A 15,093-nucleotide genomic window follows, 5' to 3' on the forward strand; every position below is an offset into this window, starting at 1 on the left:
CATATGGATGCAAGCGATCCGATCAGACCGTCAAAAAACTCTTGTGGCACGGGGGCCGTCCACATATGGGTCCCGGCTCAAGGCCGGGACGACACCGAGCAAGAAGCAGGCTGCGCGCTCTTCACACCCCGAGCCAGATCAGGCCGCCCGGAAGATCGCCGACGGCAAAATCAACTTGCAGGACCCTTCGATGAACCGGATCGCTGGCCGCTTCCGAGCTGTGCAGAATAGGCGTCGCATAGAGCCAGATATCGCCGACCTCGGCCAGGCAGACGGCGCTCCCGCATTTTTCAACCACGCTCTTTACTTCGGGTTCGGGGATCAGACCCAGCCGGTGCGATCCCGGCGCGATCAGAAGGGGCGCGTTCGTCGCCGGTACAGGGTCGAGATGAACGCGCAGCGTCACCATGCCGGCCAGCAGGTCAAATGGCGGCGCGACGTGAAGCAATCCGCTTTTGACGGTCCAGGGACCAAAGCCCGCGACCTCGACGCGTCCAGCGACGGCGATCGTTCGATCCTGATGCCAGGCAAGCGCCCAGTTGGTCGAAACTGTCTTGTCGAAAAGAATGGCTCTGACGGGATGACAGCTTTCACCGAGGACCGCGGCAACGACTTTCCAAACGGCTCCCGGCGGCGCAAGAAATCGCCGCACCTCGGCATTGCCGTGAAGCCTGATGCCGGCCTGATCCGCGGGCAAATTGGCGACCGAATCTTCAAGGTCCCGCAATTCCGACGCGCCAAGAGCCGCGTGCATGCGTAGCGCGCCAATCTCGGCGAACGCCGCCGCTTCATTCGCAGAAAGAGCGATGGTCATGCCTTTACCCGATCGGCTTCAGCCCCGCTTCGATCGCCGCGCGGCGCGGTTCGAGGAACGGCGGCAGCGCCAGTTTCTCGCCGAGCGTTTCCATCGGCTCGTCGGTCGCAAAGCCGGGGCCGTCGGTTGCGATCTCGAACAGGATGCCGTTGGGTTCGCGAAAATAGAGGCTGCGAAAGTAAAACCGGTCGATCTCGCCGCTGTTGCGAACGCGCAGCTCGTTCAGCCGCTGCGTCCAGGCATGATACTGCGCCTCGTCGGGCGTGCGGAACGCGACATGATGCACGCCGCCGGCGCCCTGCCCCGCCATCGGCGATGCCTTGTCCTCGAGCACATGCAGTTCGGCGGCGAGATTGTTCTCGTCCCTTGCCTCGCCCATCGCGAACACGTGAATCTGCGCGCCGTGCGCGGCATAGTCGCGGACGCGGCGCATGTTCATGACCTCGGTCAGCACCAACGCGGTACGCGACAAATCATGCACGGTGAGCACGATCGGGCCGAGACCGCGGATCTGATGCTCGGCCGGAACCGTACTGCGCTCCCAGGGCGAGGAAGCGCCAGCCCCGCCGTCATCGACCAGCACCAGGCGCTGCCCCTCGCCGTCTTCGAACGGCAGCGTCAGCCGGCCGTCGACCTCGATGACATCGCCAGTCACGCCGCCCGCCGCCTTGAGGCGGTCGCGCCAGAACCCGAGCGTCTTTTCACCCGCGACCCGCAAGCCCGTGCGCGAGATCGAATTGGTGCCGCGCCGCTCCGGCGCCGCCGGAAAATCGAAGAAGGTGAGGTCGGTGCCGGGATTGGCTTTGCCGTCGGCATAGAACAGATGGTAGGCGCTGACGTCGTCCTGGTTGACCGTCTTCTTGACCAGCCGCATGCCGAGCAGGCCGGTGTAGAAGGCCAGATTCTCGCGCGGCTTCGCCGAAACCGCGGTCAAGTGGTGAATTCCGGTGAGCTGCATGGCATCATCCTTATCGCGAGGAAAAACAAACGCGGCGATTTGGGTCTTCGGGATCATGTAGGATATGATCATGTAGGATATAGTGTGATTATTCGCCAGCGGCCCTGTCGCCGGCCTGTTCAGGGACAAACTCCATGACCGAACACATCATAGTGTCCGACGAAGACGCAACGCGCGTGATCACGATGCGGCGGCCCGAGAAGAAGAACGCGATCACCCAGGACATGTATCGCGCGATGAGCGATGCGATCAACAAGGCGCAGGACAATCCAGCCATCCGCTGCCTCATCATCACCGGCGGCTCCGGCGTGTTCACCGCCGGCAACGATCTGGAGGATTTCCTCAAAGACGGCACCTCCAATCCCGATTTGCCCCGCGCCTCCAACGCCGCAAAATTTCTCTATTCGCTGGCGCACAACACCAAGCCGATCATCGCCGCCGTCGACGGCATCGCGATCGGCATCGGCACCACGATGCTGTTCCATTGCGACCACGTGCTGGCCAGCAATACCGCGACGTTCTCGACACCATTCATCAATCTCGGGCTGGTGCCGGAAGGCGCCTCCAGCCTGCTGGCGCCCCGCGCCATGGGACACCAGCGCGCGTTCGCGATGCTGGTGATGGGACGCAAATTCAGCGCCGACGATGCGCACGCCGCCGGCTTCGTCAACGTCGTGGTGGCGCCGGGGCATACCGAGGCCGAAGCGCGCAAGGTGGCGCGCGAAATCTGCGCGCTGCCGGCCGAAGCGGTGGCGATCTCGCGCAAGCTGCTGAAACTGCAGCCGGAGGACATGACCCGCCGGATCGACCAGGAAGGCCATTTGTTCGGCGAACGGATGCGCTCCAAGGAAGCGATATCAGCGTTCAAGAAATTCTTCGACCGCAAGAAGGGGTAGAGGGAAAGACGTTCCCTCCCCATCCGTCATTGCGAGCGCAGCGAAGCAATCCATCGCGCCGCATAAAGGAAGAATGGATTGCTTCGTCGCTACGCTCCTCGCAATGACGGGGAATCAGAAAACCGCTCTCGCATGTTAGCTCCATGAAAATTCTCCTTCGTCACATCCTTGTTTCGGCGATCATGCTGGCTCCCGCCGCGTCCCTCGCCCAAACCCCCGCCCCCATCGATCTGCGCATTCTCGCGATCAATGATTTTCACGGCTATCTCCGCCCGCCGCAGTTCGGGATCCGGATCGCCGATCCCGAGGACAAGACCAAGAAGATGTTCGTCGCCGCCGGCGGCGCCGAGCACATGGCAACGTTGGTCAAGGAACTTCGCGACGGCCACAAGAATTCGATCTTCGTCGCTGCCGGCGATCTGATCGGCGCCAGCCCGTTCCTGTCGGCGATGTTCCACGACGAGCCCACCATCGAGGCGCTGTCGATGATGGGACTGGATATTTCCTCGGTCGGCAATCACGAGTTCGACGAAGGCAAGGCCGAACTGCTGCGCATGCAGAACGGCGGCTGCCATCCCGTCGACAAATGTCAGGGGCCGCATCCCTTCCTCGGCGCGAAATTCCGCTATCTGGCCGCCAGCACCTTCGAGAAGGCGACCGGCAAGACCGTGCTTCCCGCCTATGAAATCAAAACCTTCGAGGGCATTCCGGTTGCCTTCATCGGCCTGACCCTGAAGGGCACGCCCAACGTCATCTCGCCGGAGAGCGCCGCCGGCCTCGAATTCCGCGACGAGGCCGAGACGGTGAACGCGCTGATCCCCGAACTGAAGGCGCGCGGCGTCGAGGCCATCGTGGTGCTGATTCACGAAGGCGGCCTGCCGACCGGCGACTACAATGAGTGCCCGGGCATATCAGGCCCGATCGTCGATATCGTCAGGAAGTTCGACAAGGCGGTCGACATCGTCGTCTCCGGCCACACCCATCAGGCCTATGTCTGTGAGATCGACGGCAGGCTGGTCACGTCAGGCGACAAATACGGCACCATCGTTACCGCCATCGACGTCAAGCTCGATCCGGCCAGCCGCGACATCGTCAGCGCCAGGGCCAACAACACCATCGTCCGCACCGAGGCCTACGCCAAGAATCCCGAGCAGACCGCGCTGATCGAAGCCTATGACAGGGTTGCCGCGCCGATCGCCAACCGTCCGGCGGGCTCGATCACGGAAACGCTGTCGCGCGTGCCCAACAATGCCGGCGAGAGCCCGCTCGGCGACGTCATCGCCGACGCGCAACTGGCCGCGACCAGTGCGCCTGCGAACGGCAGCGCGGTGATGGCCTTCACCAATCCCGGCGGCGTGCGCATCGACATCACGCGCAAGGAAGATGGCGCCGTGACCTATGCCGATCTGTTCGCGAGCCAGCCGTTCCGCAACCAACTGGTGACGCTGACGCTGACCGGAAAGCAGATCAAGGACATGCTGGAGCAGCAATGGTTCGATCCGAAACGGCCGCGGATCCTGCAGGTCTCGAAGGGTTTCAGCTACGCCTGGGACAACAGCAAGCCGGACGGCGAGCGCATTCTCCCGGAGCGAATGGCGCTGAACGGCGCGCCGATCGACCCCGCCGGGAGCTATCGCGTGACTGTCAACAATTTCCTCGCGGTCGGCGGCGACGGCTTTACGGTCCTCACCCAAGGAACCGCCCCGCGAATCGGCGTCTACGACATCGACGCGTTGAACAGCTATTTCCTGGCCAACAGTCCGGTCGCCCCCGGTGCGGTCAATCGCATCGCTCGAATCAACTGAGGTGCAGTCCGCCTCCCCCGCGGGAAGGAACCATGGCCCTTTCCGAGCGGCCGCCGAGCGCCTAGATTGTGCGTTCGCGGCCCGCCCGCACGCCAGGATTTCGCATGACGCTGTTACTGACGCATTCCGCCTGTCTCGACCATCTGACGCCGCCGGGACATCCCGAGCGTCCCGACCGGCTGCGCGCGGTCGCCGAGGTGCTCGGCGAGGACCGCTTCAAGGCGCTGGTGCGCGGCGAAGCGCCGGAAGGCAGTCTTGATTCCGTGACGCTGTGCCATGGCGAGCATTATGTCGGCGAACTCCGCCACATCGCGCCCACCAGCGGCCTGATCTATATTGACGGCGACACCTCGATGTCGCCGGGGACGTGGGAAGCTGTGATGCGCGGCGTCGGCGGTGCGGTGGCCGCGACCGACGCGGTCATGTCCGGCGCCCATCACAACGCGTTCGTCGCGGTCCGCCCGCCCGGCCATCATGCCGAAGTGAGCAAGCCGATGGGCTTTTGCTTCTTCGACAATGCCGCGATCGCCGCCCGCCATGCCCAGCGGAAATACGGCATCGCGCGCGCGGCGGTGGTCGATTTCGACGTCCATCACGGCAACGGCACTCAGGATATTTTCTGGTCCGATCCGACCGTGATGTATTGCTCGACGCACCAGATGCCGCTGTTTCCCGGCACCGGCGCCTCCGGCGAGCGCGGCGAGCACGACACCATCGTCAACGCGCCGCTGGCGTCGGAGGACGGCAGCGTCAAGTTCCGCATGGCGTTCGAAAACCTGATCCTGCCGCAGCTGCAGAAATTCAGCCCCGAACTCATCATCATCTCCGCCGGCTTCGACGCGCATTTCCGCGATCCCCTGGCCTCGCTCAACGTGAAGGCGGAGGATTTCGGCTGGGTGACGCGCAAGCTGATGGATGTCGCGGATGCAAGCGCCGGTGGCCGGGTGGTCTCGGTGCTGGAAGGCGGCTACGATCTGCAGGGGCTGAAAGAGTCGGTCGCATCCCATGTCACCGCATTGATGGGCGCCTGAAACCTCGCCACAATACGCCCGCAAAAACTTCGTTTGATTCTGCGCATCACGATTTGATCTGCGCATCCGGGAACACAATATGGCCGAAAACACCCAAGTGGACGTCAAAAAGCTGAGCTTCGAGCGCGCGATCGAGGAACTTGAATCGATCGTCAAGCGGCTCGAGGACGGCAAGGTCCCGCTTGAGGAATCGGTTGCGATCTACGAGCGCGGCGAGGCCCTGAAGCGGCGCTGCGAGGAGTTGCTGCGGCAGGCCGAGGCCCGCGTCGACAAGATCACCACCGATGCCAGCGGACAGGTGACCGGCACCGAGCCGCTCGACGTGCAATAATCGGGAACATTAGGCGAATGTGACACCCGCCATCCCGCAAGGGGCCGAGTAGCGGCCGAATTAGCTACCCAATTAGCCGCCGAATTAGTTCTTGGCGCGCAAAACGGCCTGATATAGTCCGGCCAGCACCCGGGGACAGTTCGTGCGCGTTCAGCACCGCCATATCATCTACATACAGGGGTACGATCCGCGCGGATTGGCGCAATACTATCGCATGTTCCGTACCGAACTGCGGAAATTCGGCCGGCTGTACCAGCTTTCCGCCACCATCAGCCGGCCCAAGGTAGCAGCCGACGACGAGATGGCGTCCTGGACCATCGAGACCAAGGCGGACGACTGGCAGACCCGTACCAGCTACGACTTCCTGCGCTTCGAAGACTTCATCCAGCGCGACCTCGCCTCGCCGATCTGGCGCACGGTTCTCAACGCGGTCTGGATCTATTGGCGGCTGGTGTTCAACGGCACGCTCGCGCGCTTCACACGTGCGAACTGGCGTTTCGCGGCCTTCATCACCTACCCGCATTTTGTGCTGCTGCTGGAAGCCCTGGGCTCGGCCGGCATCGCCTTCGTATTCATGAAGGGCCTCGATGCGCTGGGTATCCCGGCGCCCTTCAGCATTGCCGCTTCGATCGCGATATTCGTGGCACTGCTCGGCACCCTGCTGAAATACACCGAGAACAGCACTTACGTGCTCTATCTGCTGTCCGACTGGATCTGGACCTGGGACTTTGCGCACCGCGCCCGCCCCGACTGGGACCAGCGCCTCGACCGCTTCGCGCAGCACCTCGTCAATGTGGCGCATTCGAGTGACGCCGAAGAGATCCTCGTTGTCGGCCACAGTTCCGGATCATTCCTGGGCACCGAAATGCTGGCGCGCGCGCTTAAGCTCGACCCCGCACTGGGACGTCACGGTCCGCGCATCGTACTGCTGACGATCGGCGGCAATTTACCAATCATCGGCTTCCACGCGGCGGCGAAGGATTTCCGCGAGCATCTGCGCCAGCTCGCCGTCGAGCCGTCGATCGACTGGATCGACTGCCAGGCACGCAAGGACGTGATGAACTTCTACCAGTTCGATCCGATCAAGAGCCACGGCATCGAGGTCGGCACCATCAGGCGCAATCCCACCATCGTGGCGGTGCGTTTCCGCGACATCGTCCGGGCCGACCATTACGAGACCTTCCGCTGGCAGTTCTTCCGGGTCCATTTCCAGTTCGTGATGGCCAACGAACAGCCCGACGCCTACGATTTCTTCATGATCGTCTGCGGACCGATCCCCCTGAGCGCGCGCATGGCCGTTCCGGATGCCGCGTTGGCGGTTGCAACCGGCGATCCGGCCGCGCGCGAATGGGCCTGGAAACGGATCGAAACCGCCAGGACCGGCGCGCCGGATGCCGACGATTTAGGCGGCATGGAACCTTCCGCCCGCCGGAGCGGTTAAAAAATCGAGGTTTTTGAACCGAACGGCCGGGAACCCTGACCTAGCAGCGGGTTGGCTTTGGCCGCCGCTTTGGTGTAAAGCTTGCAATTCTATGGGCTGTGGAGAGTCTGCCGGTCATTTCCGACGGAAGCAAGTTCTTCAAATGGCTGAAGAAACTGACCGGGAAGGGTTAAACGGACCAGCGTGATGTAGATCACATGGCTCGATCCGGAGTGTATCTTGGCTTTCAAATCAGAAATCGGCCTGCCGAGATGGCACCCGGGCTCTGGATTTTCGCTGCGCGGTTAACGCGCAATCCATCTCGCGTCGGACCATTCGCTCCGACATGCAAAATTGGAATATCGCTGTGACCGAATTTAGTAAGACGCCCCTTCTCGATACCATCCGCACCCCCGATGACCTTCGCAAGCTCAAGATCGAGCAGGTCCAGCAGGTTGCCGACGAGCTCCGCCAGGAAACCATCGACGCGGTTTCGGTGACTGGCGGGCACTTCGGCGCCGGCCTCGGCGTCGTCGAACTGACCACGGCCATCCATTACGTCTTCGATACTCCCCGTGACCGCCTGATCTGGGACGTCGGCCACCAGGCCTATCCGCACAAGATCCTCACCGGCCGCCGTGATCGGATCCGCACGCTGCGCACCGCCGGCGGTCTGTCCGGCTTCACCAAGCGCAGCGAGAGCGACTACGATCCATTCGGCGCCGCGCACTCCTCGACCTCGATTTCGGCCGGCCTTGGCATGGCCGTGGCGCGCGACCTCTCCGGCGGCAAGAACAACATTATCGCCGTGATCGGTGACGGCTCGATGTCAGCAGGCATGGCCTATGAGGCGATGAACAATGCGGGCGCCATGAACTCGCGCCTGATCGTGATCCTCAACGACAACGACATGTCGATTGCGCCCCCGGTTGGGGCGATGAGCGCGTATCTGTCGCGACTCTACTCGGGCAAGACCTACCGCACGCTGCGCGAGGCGGCAAAGCAGATCAACAAGCGCCTGCCGAAGATCATCGCCAACCGCGCCAACCGCGTCGAGGAATATTCCCGCGGCTTCATGATGGACGGCGGCACGCTGTTCGAGGAACTCGGCTTCTACTATGTCGGTCCGATTGACGGTCACAACCTCGACCATCTGCTGCCGGTGCTGAAGAACGTCCGCGACATGGAGACCGGCCCGATCCTGGTTCATGTCGTGACGCAGAAAGGCAAGGGCTATGGCCCGGCCGAAGCCTCCGCCGACAAATACCACGCCGTCGTCAAGTTCGACGTTGCCACCGGCGCGCAGGCCAAGGCCAAGCCGAACGCGCCCGCCTACCAGAACGTATTCGGCCAGAGCCTCGTTAAGGAAGCCGAGAAGGACGACAAGATCGTCGCTATCACTGCGGCGATGCCGTCGGGCACCGGCGTCGATATCTTCAACAAGGCTTTCCCCAACCGCACTTTCGACGTCGGTATCGCCGAGCAGCACGCGGTGACGTTCGCGGCCGGCCTCGCCACCGAAGGTTACAAGCCGTTCTGTGCGATCTACTCGACGTTCCTGCAGCGCGGCTATGACCAGGTGGTCCACGACGTGGCGATCCAGAGCCTGCCGGTTCGTTTCGCGATCGATCGCGCCGGTCTCGTTGGCGCCGACGGCGCCACCCATGCCGGCTCGTTCGACAACGCCTATCTCGGCTGTCTGCCGAACTTCGTGATCATGGCCGCTTCCGATGAAGCCGAACTGGTTCACATGGTCGCCACGCAGGTTGCGATCAATGACCGTCCGAGCGCGGTGCGCTATCCGCGCGGCGAAGGCCGCGGCGTCGAGATGCCCGAAGTCGGCATTCCCCTCGAAATCGGCAAGGGCCGCATCGTCCGCCAGGGCAGCAAGGTCGCGCTGTTGTCGTTCGGCACGCGCATGGCCGAATGCGAAAAGGCGGCCGACGAACTCGCAGCGCACGGCCTTTCCACCACGATTGCCGACGCCCGCTTCATGAAGCCGCTGGATGTCGATCTGGTGCTGAAGCTGGCGCGCGAGCACGAAGTGCTGCTCACGATCGAGGAAGGCTCGATCGGCGGCTTCGGCTCGCACGTCATGCAGACGTTGTCCGACAACGGTATGCTTGACGGTGGACTGCGGATGCGCGCGATGATCCTGCCCGACGAGTTCATCGACCATAACTCGCCGAACGCGATGTATGCCTATGCCGGCCTCGACGCCAAGGGCATCGTGGCCAAGGTGTTCGAGGCGCTCGGCAAGGATTACAAGGCCGAGACGGTCAAGCTCGCCTGAGATTGCATGGCGTTTTCAGGCGAAGGCCTGCCCCGGATTTGATCCGGGGTGGGAACCGGTTCGCGTCAAGAAAACGCGTCTGAAATACCCGGTGAGCCCATGAAGATCTATCTGGCAGGCCCCGATGTATTCCTGCCAGACGCGATCGAGATCGGACGGCGCAAGGCCGAAATCTGCGCCCGCCAAGGCCTGACCGGACTTTATCCGCTCGATAATCTCGTCGACCTGTCGGCCAGCGACGCTTCGCTTACGATCTTCAAGGCCAATGAAGCGATGATGGATGCGGCGGATGCCATTATTGCCAATTTGACGCCATTTCGGGGCCCCAGTGCCGACGCCGGTACGGTCTATGAACTCGGCTATGCGGCGGGTCGCGGCAAATTCTGTCTCGCCTACAGCAACGACCCGACTGTCTATCGCGATCGCGTCGCGCGAATGTGCGACGTGACGACATCTGCCGACGGGCGGCTCGTCGATCCGGAGGGGCTTACGGTGGAAGATTTCGGCTGGCCGGATAATCTCATGATGATTCATGCGCTCGATCTGCACGGTTGCCCGCTGGTGACACCGCGTCAGCTGTCTGCGGATGTCTGGCACGACCTCACCGCGTTCGAGGCCTGCGTCGAATTGGCGGTGGATCACGTCAAAGGTAAATCGAGCTGAAAATTGGCTGACACGCACGACAACAAGACTGCTTCCCGCAAGCGCGCGGACGTACTGCTGGTCGAACGCGGCCTGTTCGAAAGCCGGGCTCGCGCCCGCGCCGCGATCGAGGCCGGCGGCGTAACGGCCGACGGCAAACCGGTCGCGAAGGCGTCCGACCTGATCGCCGCCGACGCCAATCTCGCCGGGCAACCCGCGCATCCCTATGTTTCGCGCGGCGGCGTCAAGCTGGCGGGCGCGCTGGAACAATATCCGATCGAAATCGAAGACCATGTCTGCCTCGACGTCGGCGCATCGACCGGCGGCTTCACCGAGGTGTTGCTCGCGAACGGCGCCAGCCTCGTGTTCGCGATCGATGTCGGCCACGGCCAGCTGCATCCCTCGCTGCAGGGCCATCCCAGGATCGTTTCGATGGAAGCGACCGATATTCGCGCCTTCGAAGGCAAGCGCCTGCCCGCACGACCCGACATCGTCGTGATCGACGTCAGCTTCATCTCGCTGAAGGCGGTGCTGCCGGTGGCGCTGTCGCTGGCGGCCGCCCCCATGCATCTGCTGGCGCTGATCAAGCCGCAGTTCGAGGCGGCACGAAAGCACTCCAAGCGCGGTATCATCCGCAATGCGATGGTGCATCAGGAAATTTGCGACGACATCGCGGCATTCGCGACCTCGCAGGGCTGCACCGACATCCAGGTATTTCCATCCTCGATCACCGGCGGCGACGGCAACTTCGAATTCTTCCTCGGTGCGCGCCGTGGCTGAAGCCGAACAACTTGTCATCGACCATGTCGGCCACCGCGGTGACGGCGTCGTCACGGCCGGCGGCATCAGCGTCTACGTGCCCTACGCGCTCGGCACCGAAACCGTCGAGGTCGAGCACGTGCCGGGTCATCCCGACCGCCGACGCCTGATCAAGGTCGAACGCGCCAGCGCGGCGCGCATAGCACCCTTCTGTCCGCATTTCGGCGTCTGCGGCGGCTGCGCCATCCAGCATTGGGACGCTGCGCCCTATCGCGCCTGGAAACGGGAAATCGTGGTCACGACGCTGGCGCAAGCCGGGATTGCTTGCGACGTCGCCCCCCTGATCGACGCCCATGGCCTTGGCCGACGCCGCATCACCTTGCACGCGCGGATGGGTACGCATGAAGTGCTCAAGGTTGGCTTTGCGGCGGCCGGTTCGCACGATATCATCCCGATCGACCGTTGCCCGATCCTCGACCCGCATCTGGACGGCGCGCTTGAGGCCGCCTGGGCGATCGCTGAACCGCTGATCTCGGTTGGAAAGCCACTCGACATTCAGATCACGGCCACCAGCAGCGGCCTCGATGTCGACGTGCGTGGCTCCGGCGCGCTTGCGACCGCGTTGATCGCAAGATTGTCTGATGTCGCCGAGCGGCACAAGCTGGCGCGGCTGACGCGCCATGGCGAACTGGTGCTGATGCGAACGCCGCCGGTCGTCAGCATCGGTGCCGCCCAGCTAGCCCTGCCGCCCGGATCGTTCCTGCAGGCGACCGTGGCCGGCGAGGAAGCGCTCGCGGCATTGGTCGCCGGCCACTGCAAGCGCGCTAAACATATCGCCGACCTGTTTTGCGGCGTCGGCCCGTTCGCGCTTCGCCTCGCCACCAGATCGCGGATCACCGCCTTCGACAGCGACGCAAATGCGGTAGCAGCTTTGCAGAAGGCCGCGACATCGACGTCGGGGCTGAAGCCGGTCAAGGCCGAGGCGCGCGATCTGTTCCGCCGGCCGCTGATGCCGCAGGAACTGCGCGATTACGATGCGATCGTGTTCGATCCGCCACGGCAGGGTGCGCAGGCGCAGGTGACGCAGCTCGCGGCGAGCAAAATCCCGACAGTGGTAGCGGTGTCCTGCAACGTCACGACCTTCGCGCGCGACGCCAAAATCCTGATCGACGGCGGCTATACGATCGAAGGCGTGACCCCGGTCGACCAGTTTCGTCACACGCCGCATATCGAACTGGTGGCGCGCTTCGTGCGGAAAAAATCGTAGGATGGGTTGAGCGAAGCAAAACCCATCGACCGCCGTTGCAGTAGCGATGATGGGTATCGCTTCGCTCCACCCATCCTACGACGTCACCGCCCCCAGCGGTCCTGCCAGATCTTCTCACCGATCAGGCAATTGACCCGCGGCTCCTTCTCCTTGGCTGCAACCGGCACCACCGCCCGTTCCGGCGTGCGGCCCGCGATTTCGAGCAATAATTTGGTCCGGATCGCTTCCTTGAATTTCTCGCGCTCCTTGATCGTCACCACGAACGAGCCGGGCCCCCCGATCACGCAATCCTCATAATAGGCATCCAGATTGTCGATATCCATGGTGGAATAGGACGGCTCCTTCACCATGATCGGCAGACCATTGATGACGACCCCCTTCTCCAGTGCGGCATCGCGGGCGACGACGACGGGACCACCGTTGTTGTTCGGACCGTCGCCGGAAATATCGATCACGCGCCGCAACCCGCGATGCGGATTCTCGTCGAACAGCGGCATGGCGAAATTGATCGCACCCGATATCGAGGTGCGCGACGCCCGACGGATCGGGGTCTTCATGATCTCGTTGGCAACGGCATCCGCCGTTTCCGGACCATCGATCAATCGCCACGGAATGATGATCTTCTGGTCGGTGGAAGCCGCCCACTCGAAATAGGTCACCGCGATCTTGCCGTGCGGGCCGGTCTTCAGCGCCTGCAGGAACTCCTTGGAGACGATGGCCTGGGCGTACCCCTCGCGCTGGATCGCAAGTTCGTCCATGTCCATCGAATAGGAGACGTCGACGGCGAGTACCAGTTCGACATCGACGGTCGGGTTGGCTGCTTTGTCCGCCAATTGACGGCTCGGTGGATGGCCAAGTTGGTTCCTTGTGCCCGGCGCGGCGACCCCCGCGACATCGCCACCGGCGAGCACGCCTGCCACAAGCACAGCTCCGATCGAGACATACCAGCGCATCAGCTGCCCTCCCGTCGACTGGCGACAATGGTGACACGCAAATTGCGCCGCGCAAAGGGCAGATATCATCTGTCCTTCACATTTGGGTTAGCTCTCCACTGCCTCGATTCGAGGCAAGCGTTGCCGCGCCTCGATTCGCGATGGTGAGGATCAGTCACAGAGCGAAGCAATACCGTGATCTCCGATTGAACAAATCCGGCATTCACCGCGACAGAAGGGGCGTGCGGCGACCAGGCCGCAGATGGCGTGGACATGGACATACCCCCGAAACGTCCCGAAATTGCGCGTCGGCGAATGTCGCCGCGCGCGGTCGTGCCGTCGGTCCTGCTGTTTTCCACGCTCGCCGTCGCGGCGGCGCTGTTGTTGCCACCGAAATTGTCGGGCGCGGCGCAGCCCGAGGCTGCGCCAGCGGAACCGGCGCTGAATTCGGCCAATGCCGGCGAGCTCTGTCTGCGCCTTTCCGAAAATCCCAAGGGCTACATGAGCGACGAGGCGCTGCGCCGCTGGACCTTGCGGAGCGAGAGCTGCACCCTGGCATTCGTCAATGAGCCCGAAAATACCCATTTCAAGGTCGCGGTGGCACGGTCGATGCCCTACGCAAGGAAGGTCGAGGCGCTGGCCCTGCTGCGCGAGGCCGCCGCACAAGGCAACGCCGAGGCCTATTACGAACTCTATGAGCATCACAAATCCTGGGACCGCGGCGACCTCGACAAGGTGCCGATGGTGACGCGCGCCGAGGCCGATCAGTCGCTGCGCAAGGCGGCCGAACTCGGACATGCCTTTTCCACGCAGATGCTCGCGATCCTGCTGGACCGTGGTTCTACGGTGAAACGCGATCCGGTTGCCGCGCGGTACTGGGCCGAGCGTGCGGTCGCCAACCCGGCGAAAGACGCGAGCAAGGCCGACCTGCTGGTGCTGCTCGGCCGCTTGCTGGTGACGTCGGACAGGCCGGACGAACGCGCCCGCGGCATCGACATCCTCGAGCGAATGGCAGCGGCCGGCGTGTTCGGCGCCAGGCGGGAGTTGGCGATCGCCATCCGCAAGGACGACCCGGTTCGCGCGCGAACGCTGCTCGAAGAGTCCCTGCGGTCCGATCCCGGCGGCGCGCCGCCGCCGCTGGCCGAAATGCTGATCGCCGGCGAAGGCGGGCCCGCCGATCCCAAGCGCGCCCTTGCTTTGCTCACGGCACGCACCGACACGACAGGCGTCAAGGGCGTGCTGGGACGGCTCTATCTCGAAGGCAAGGTGGTGCCCCGCGACGTCCAGCAGGCGGCGAACCTGCTCGACCAGGCCGGCGTTTGGGACCTCGACGCGCGCATCGACGTGGTGCGCATCCTCGCAGGCAACCCCGAAGTCCGGATCAAGAATCCCAGACATCTGCTCTATTACGCCACCGAGGCCGCGGAACTCGACGAACCCGGCGCGATGGCCGCGCTGATCGACCTGAAACTGTCGCAGAACGCCCAGTTTCAGGACCGGCCCGGAGCCTGTAAACTGATCGAGACGGCCGTCAGCCGCGGCGATCAGAGCATGACGCAGCGCCTGGCGGATTGCCGCGCCGGCTGACAACGGCGCGGAGCTGTTTTGCTCGGAGCCGCCACAGGAATGATCGATACCGTCGCCAAGCCAAAAACAAAGGTCAAAACCAAGACCGAACGGCCGCGCCTGCACAAGGTTATCCTCGTCAATGACGATTACACCCCGCGCGAATTCGTCGTCACGGTGCTGAAAGCCGAATTCCGCATGACCGAAGATCAGGCCCACAAGGTCATGATCACCGCACACCGCCGCGGGGTGTGCGTGGTCGCCGTCTTCACCAAGGATGTCGCCGAGACCAAAGCGACCCGCGCCACCGACGCCGGCCGCGCCAAGGGCTATCCGCTGCTGTTCACCACCGAGCCCGAGGAATAGCGGGACAGGTTGA

The 15,093-nt window shown here is 63.4% G+C and carries 14 protein-coding genes; 11 read left to right on the plus strand and 3 right to left on the minus strand.

The genetic code is table 11. The annotated features are described in order from the left end of the window. Positions 1 to 121: 121 nt before the first annotated feature. Positions 122 to 814: a phytanoyl-CoA dioxygenase family protein gene (locus JQ609_RS29425; RefSeq protein WP_212276286.1), complete on the minus strand. Its 693-nt coding sequence runs from the start codon at positions 812 to 814 to the stop codon at positions 122 to 124. A gap of 4 nt (positions 815 to 818) precedes the next feature. Then, positions 819 to 1,772, minus strand: coding sequence for a ring-cleaving dioxygenase (locus JQ609_RS29430; RefSeq protein ID WP_212209009.1), 954 nt, complete (start codon positions 1,770 to 1,772; stop codon positions 819 to 821). A 134-nt stretch (positions 1,773 to 1,906) separates the two neighbouring features. Here JQ609_RS29430 and JQ609_RS29435 point away from each other — a divergent pair, with 134 nt between their 5' ends. From JQ609_RS29435 to JQ609_RS29475, 9 genes are all read left to right on the plus strand, one after another. Further along, complete coding sequence (locus JQ609_RS29435; protein ID WP_212209008.1) at positions 1,907 to 2,668, plus strand: crotonase/enoyl-CoA hydratase family protein; 762 nt, start codon at positions 1,907 to 1,909, stop codon at positions 2,666 to 2,668. A 143-nt stretch (positions 2,669 to 2,811) separates the two neighbouring features. Then, on the plus strand, positions 2,812 to 4,473 hold the full coding sequence (locus JQ609_RS29440) for a bifunctional UDP-sugar hydrolase/5'-nucleotidase (RefSeq protein WP_212276287.1): 1,662 nt from the start codon (positions 2,812 to 2,814) through the stop codon (positions 4,471 to 4,473). Between the two features lie 104 nt (positions 4,474 to 4,577). Further along, the gene (locus JQ609_RS29445) at positions 4,578 to 5,504 is read left to right on the plus strand and encodes a histone deacetylase family protein (RefSeq protein WP_212209006.1); all 927 of its coding nucleotides are present in this window, start codon (positions 4,578 to 4,580) and stop codon (positions 5,502 to 5,504) included. A gap of 79 nt (positions 5,505 to 5,583) precedes the next feature. Beyond that, complete coding sequence (locus JQ609_RS29450) at positions 5,584 to 5,835, plus strand: exodeoxyribonuclease VII small subunit (protein WP_065730974.1); 252 nt, start codon at positions 5,584 to 5,586, stop codon at positions 5,833 to 5,835. A gap of 142 nt (positions 5,836 to 5,977) precedes the next feature. Then, the gene (locus JQ609_RS29455; protein WP_212276288.1) at positions 5,978 to 7,276 is read left to right on the plus strand and encodes a hypothetical protein; all 1,299 of its coding nucleotides are present in this window, start codon (positions 5,978 to 5,980) and stop codon (positions 7,274 to 7,276) included. Between the two features lie 325 nt (positions 7,277 to 7,601). Continuing rightward, positions 7,602 to 9,548, plus strand: coding sequence for a 1-deoxy-D-xylulose-5-phosphate synthase (gene dxs / locus JQ609_RS29460; RefSeq protein ID WP_212276289.1), 1,947 nt, complete (start codon positions 7,602 to 7,604; stop codon positions 9,546 to 9,548). 99 nt (positions 9,549 to 9,647) lie between these two features. Continuing rightward, positions 9,648 to 10,211: a nucleoside 2-deoxyribosyltransferase gene (locus tag JQ609_RS29465; RefSeq protein WP_212209003.1), complete on the plus strand. Its 564-nt coding sequence runs from the start codon at positions 9,648 to 9,650 to the stop codon at positions 10,209 to 10,211. A gap of 3 nt (positions 10,212 to 10,214) precedes the next feature. Continuing rightward, positions 10,215 to 10,970 (plus strand): TlyA family RNA methyltransferase, encoded by a 756-nt coding sequence (locus JQ609_RS29470; protein WP_212209002.1) that lies wholly within the window; start codon positions 10,215 to 10,217, stop codon positions 10,968 to 10,970. Further along, positions 10,963 to 12,216, plus strand: a complete 1,254-nt coding sequence (locus JQ609_RS29475; protein WP_212276290.1) for a methyltransferase — start codon at positions 10,963 to 10,965, stop codon at positions 12,214 to 12,216. Before JQ609_RS29470 ends, JQ609_RS29475 begins: the two co-directional genes overlap by 8 nt. Before the next feature lie 83 nt (positions 12,217 to 12,299). Here the strand turns inward: JQ609_RS29475 and JQ609_RS29480 are convergent, their stop codons facing one another. Then, complete coding sequence (locus JQ609_RS29480; protein ID WP_212276291.1) at positions 12,300 to 13,169, minus strand: DUF1194 domain-containing protein; 870 nt, start codon at positions 13,167 to 13,169, stop codon at positions 12,300 to 12,302. Between the two features lie 294 nt (positions 13,170 to 13,463). On the opposite strand from JQ609_RS29480, the gene JQ609_RS29485 reads away from it, so the two are divergent. Both JQ609_RS29485 and clpS read left to right on the plus strand, forming a co-directional pair. Further along, the gene (locus tag JQ609_RS29485; protein WP_212276292.1) at positions 13,464 to 14,735 is read left to right on the plus strand and encodes a tetratricopeptide repeat protein; all 1,272 of its coding nucleotides are present in this window, start codon (positions 13,464 to 13,466) and stop codon (positions 14,733 to 14,735) included. 39 nt (positions 14,736 to 14,774) lie between these two features. Then, on the plus strand, positions 14,775 to 15,080 hold the full coding sequence (clpS, locus tag JQ609_RS29490) for an ATP-dependent Clp protease adapter ClpS (RefSeq protein ID WP_211999152.1): 306 nt from the start codon (positions 14,775 to 14,777) through the stop codon (positions 15,078 to 15,080). Positions 15,081 to 15,093 lie beyond the last annotated feature (13 nt).

This window comes from Bradyrhizobium sp. AUGA SZCCT0169 (assembly GCF_018130085.1).
Classification (GTDB): Bacteria; Pseudomonadota; Alphaproteobacteria; order Rhizobiales; family Xanthobacteraceae; genus Bradyrhizobium.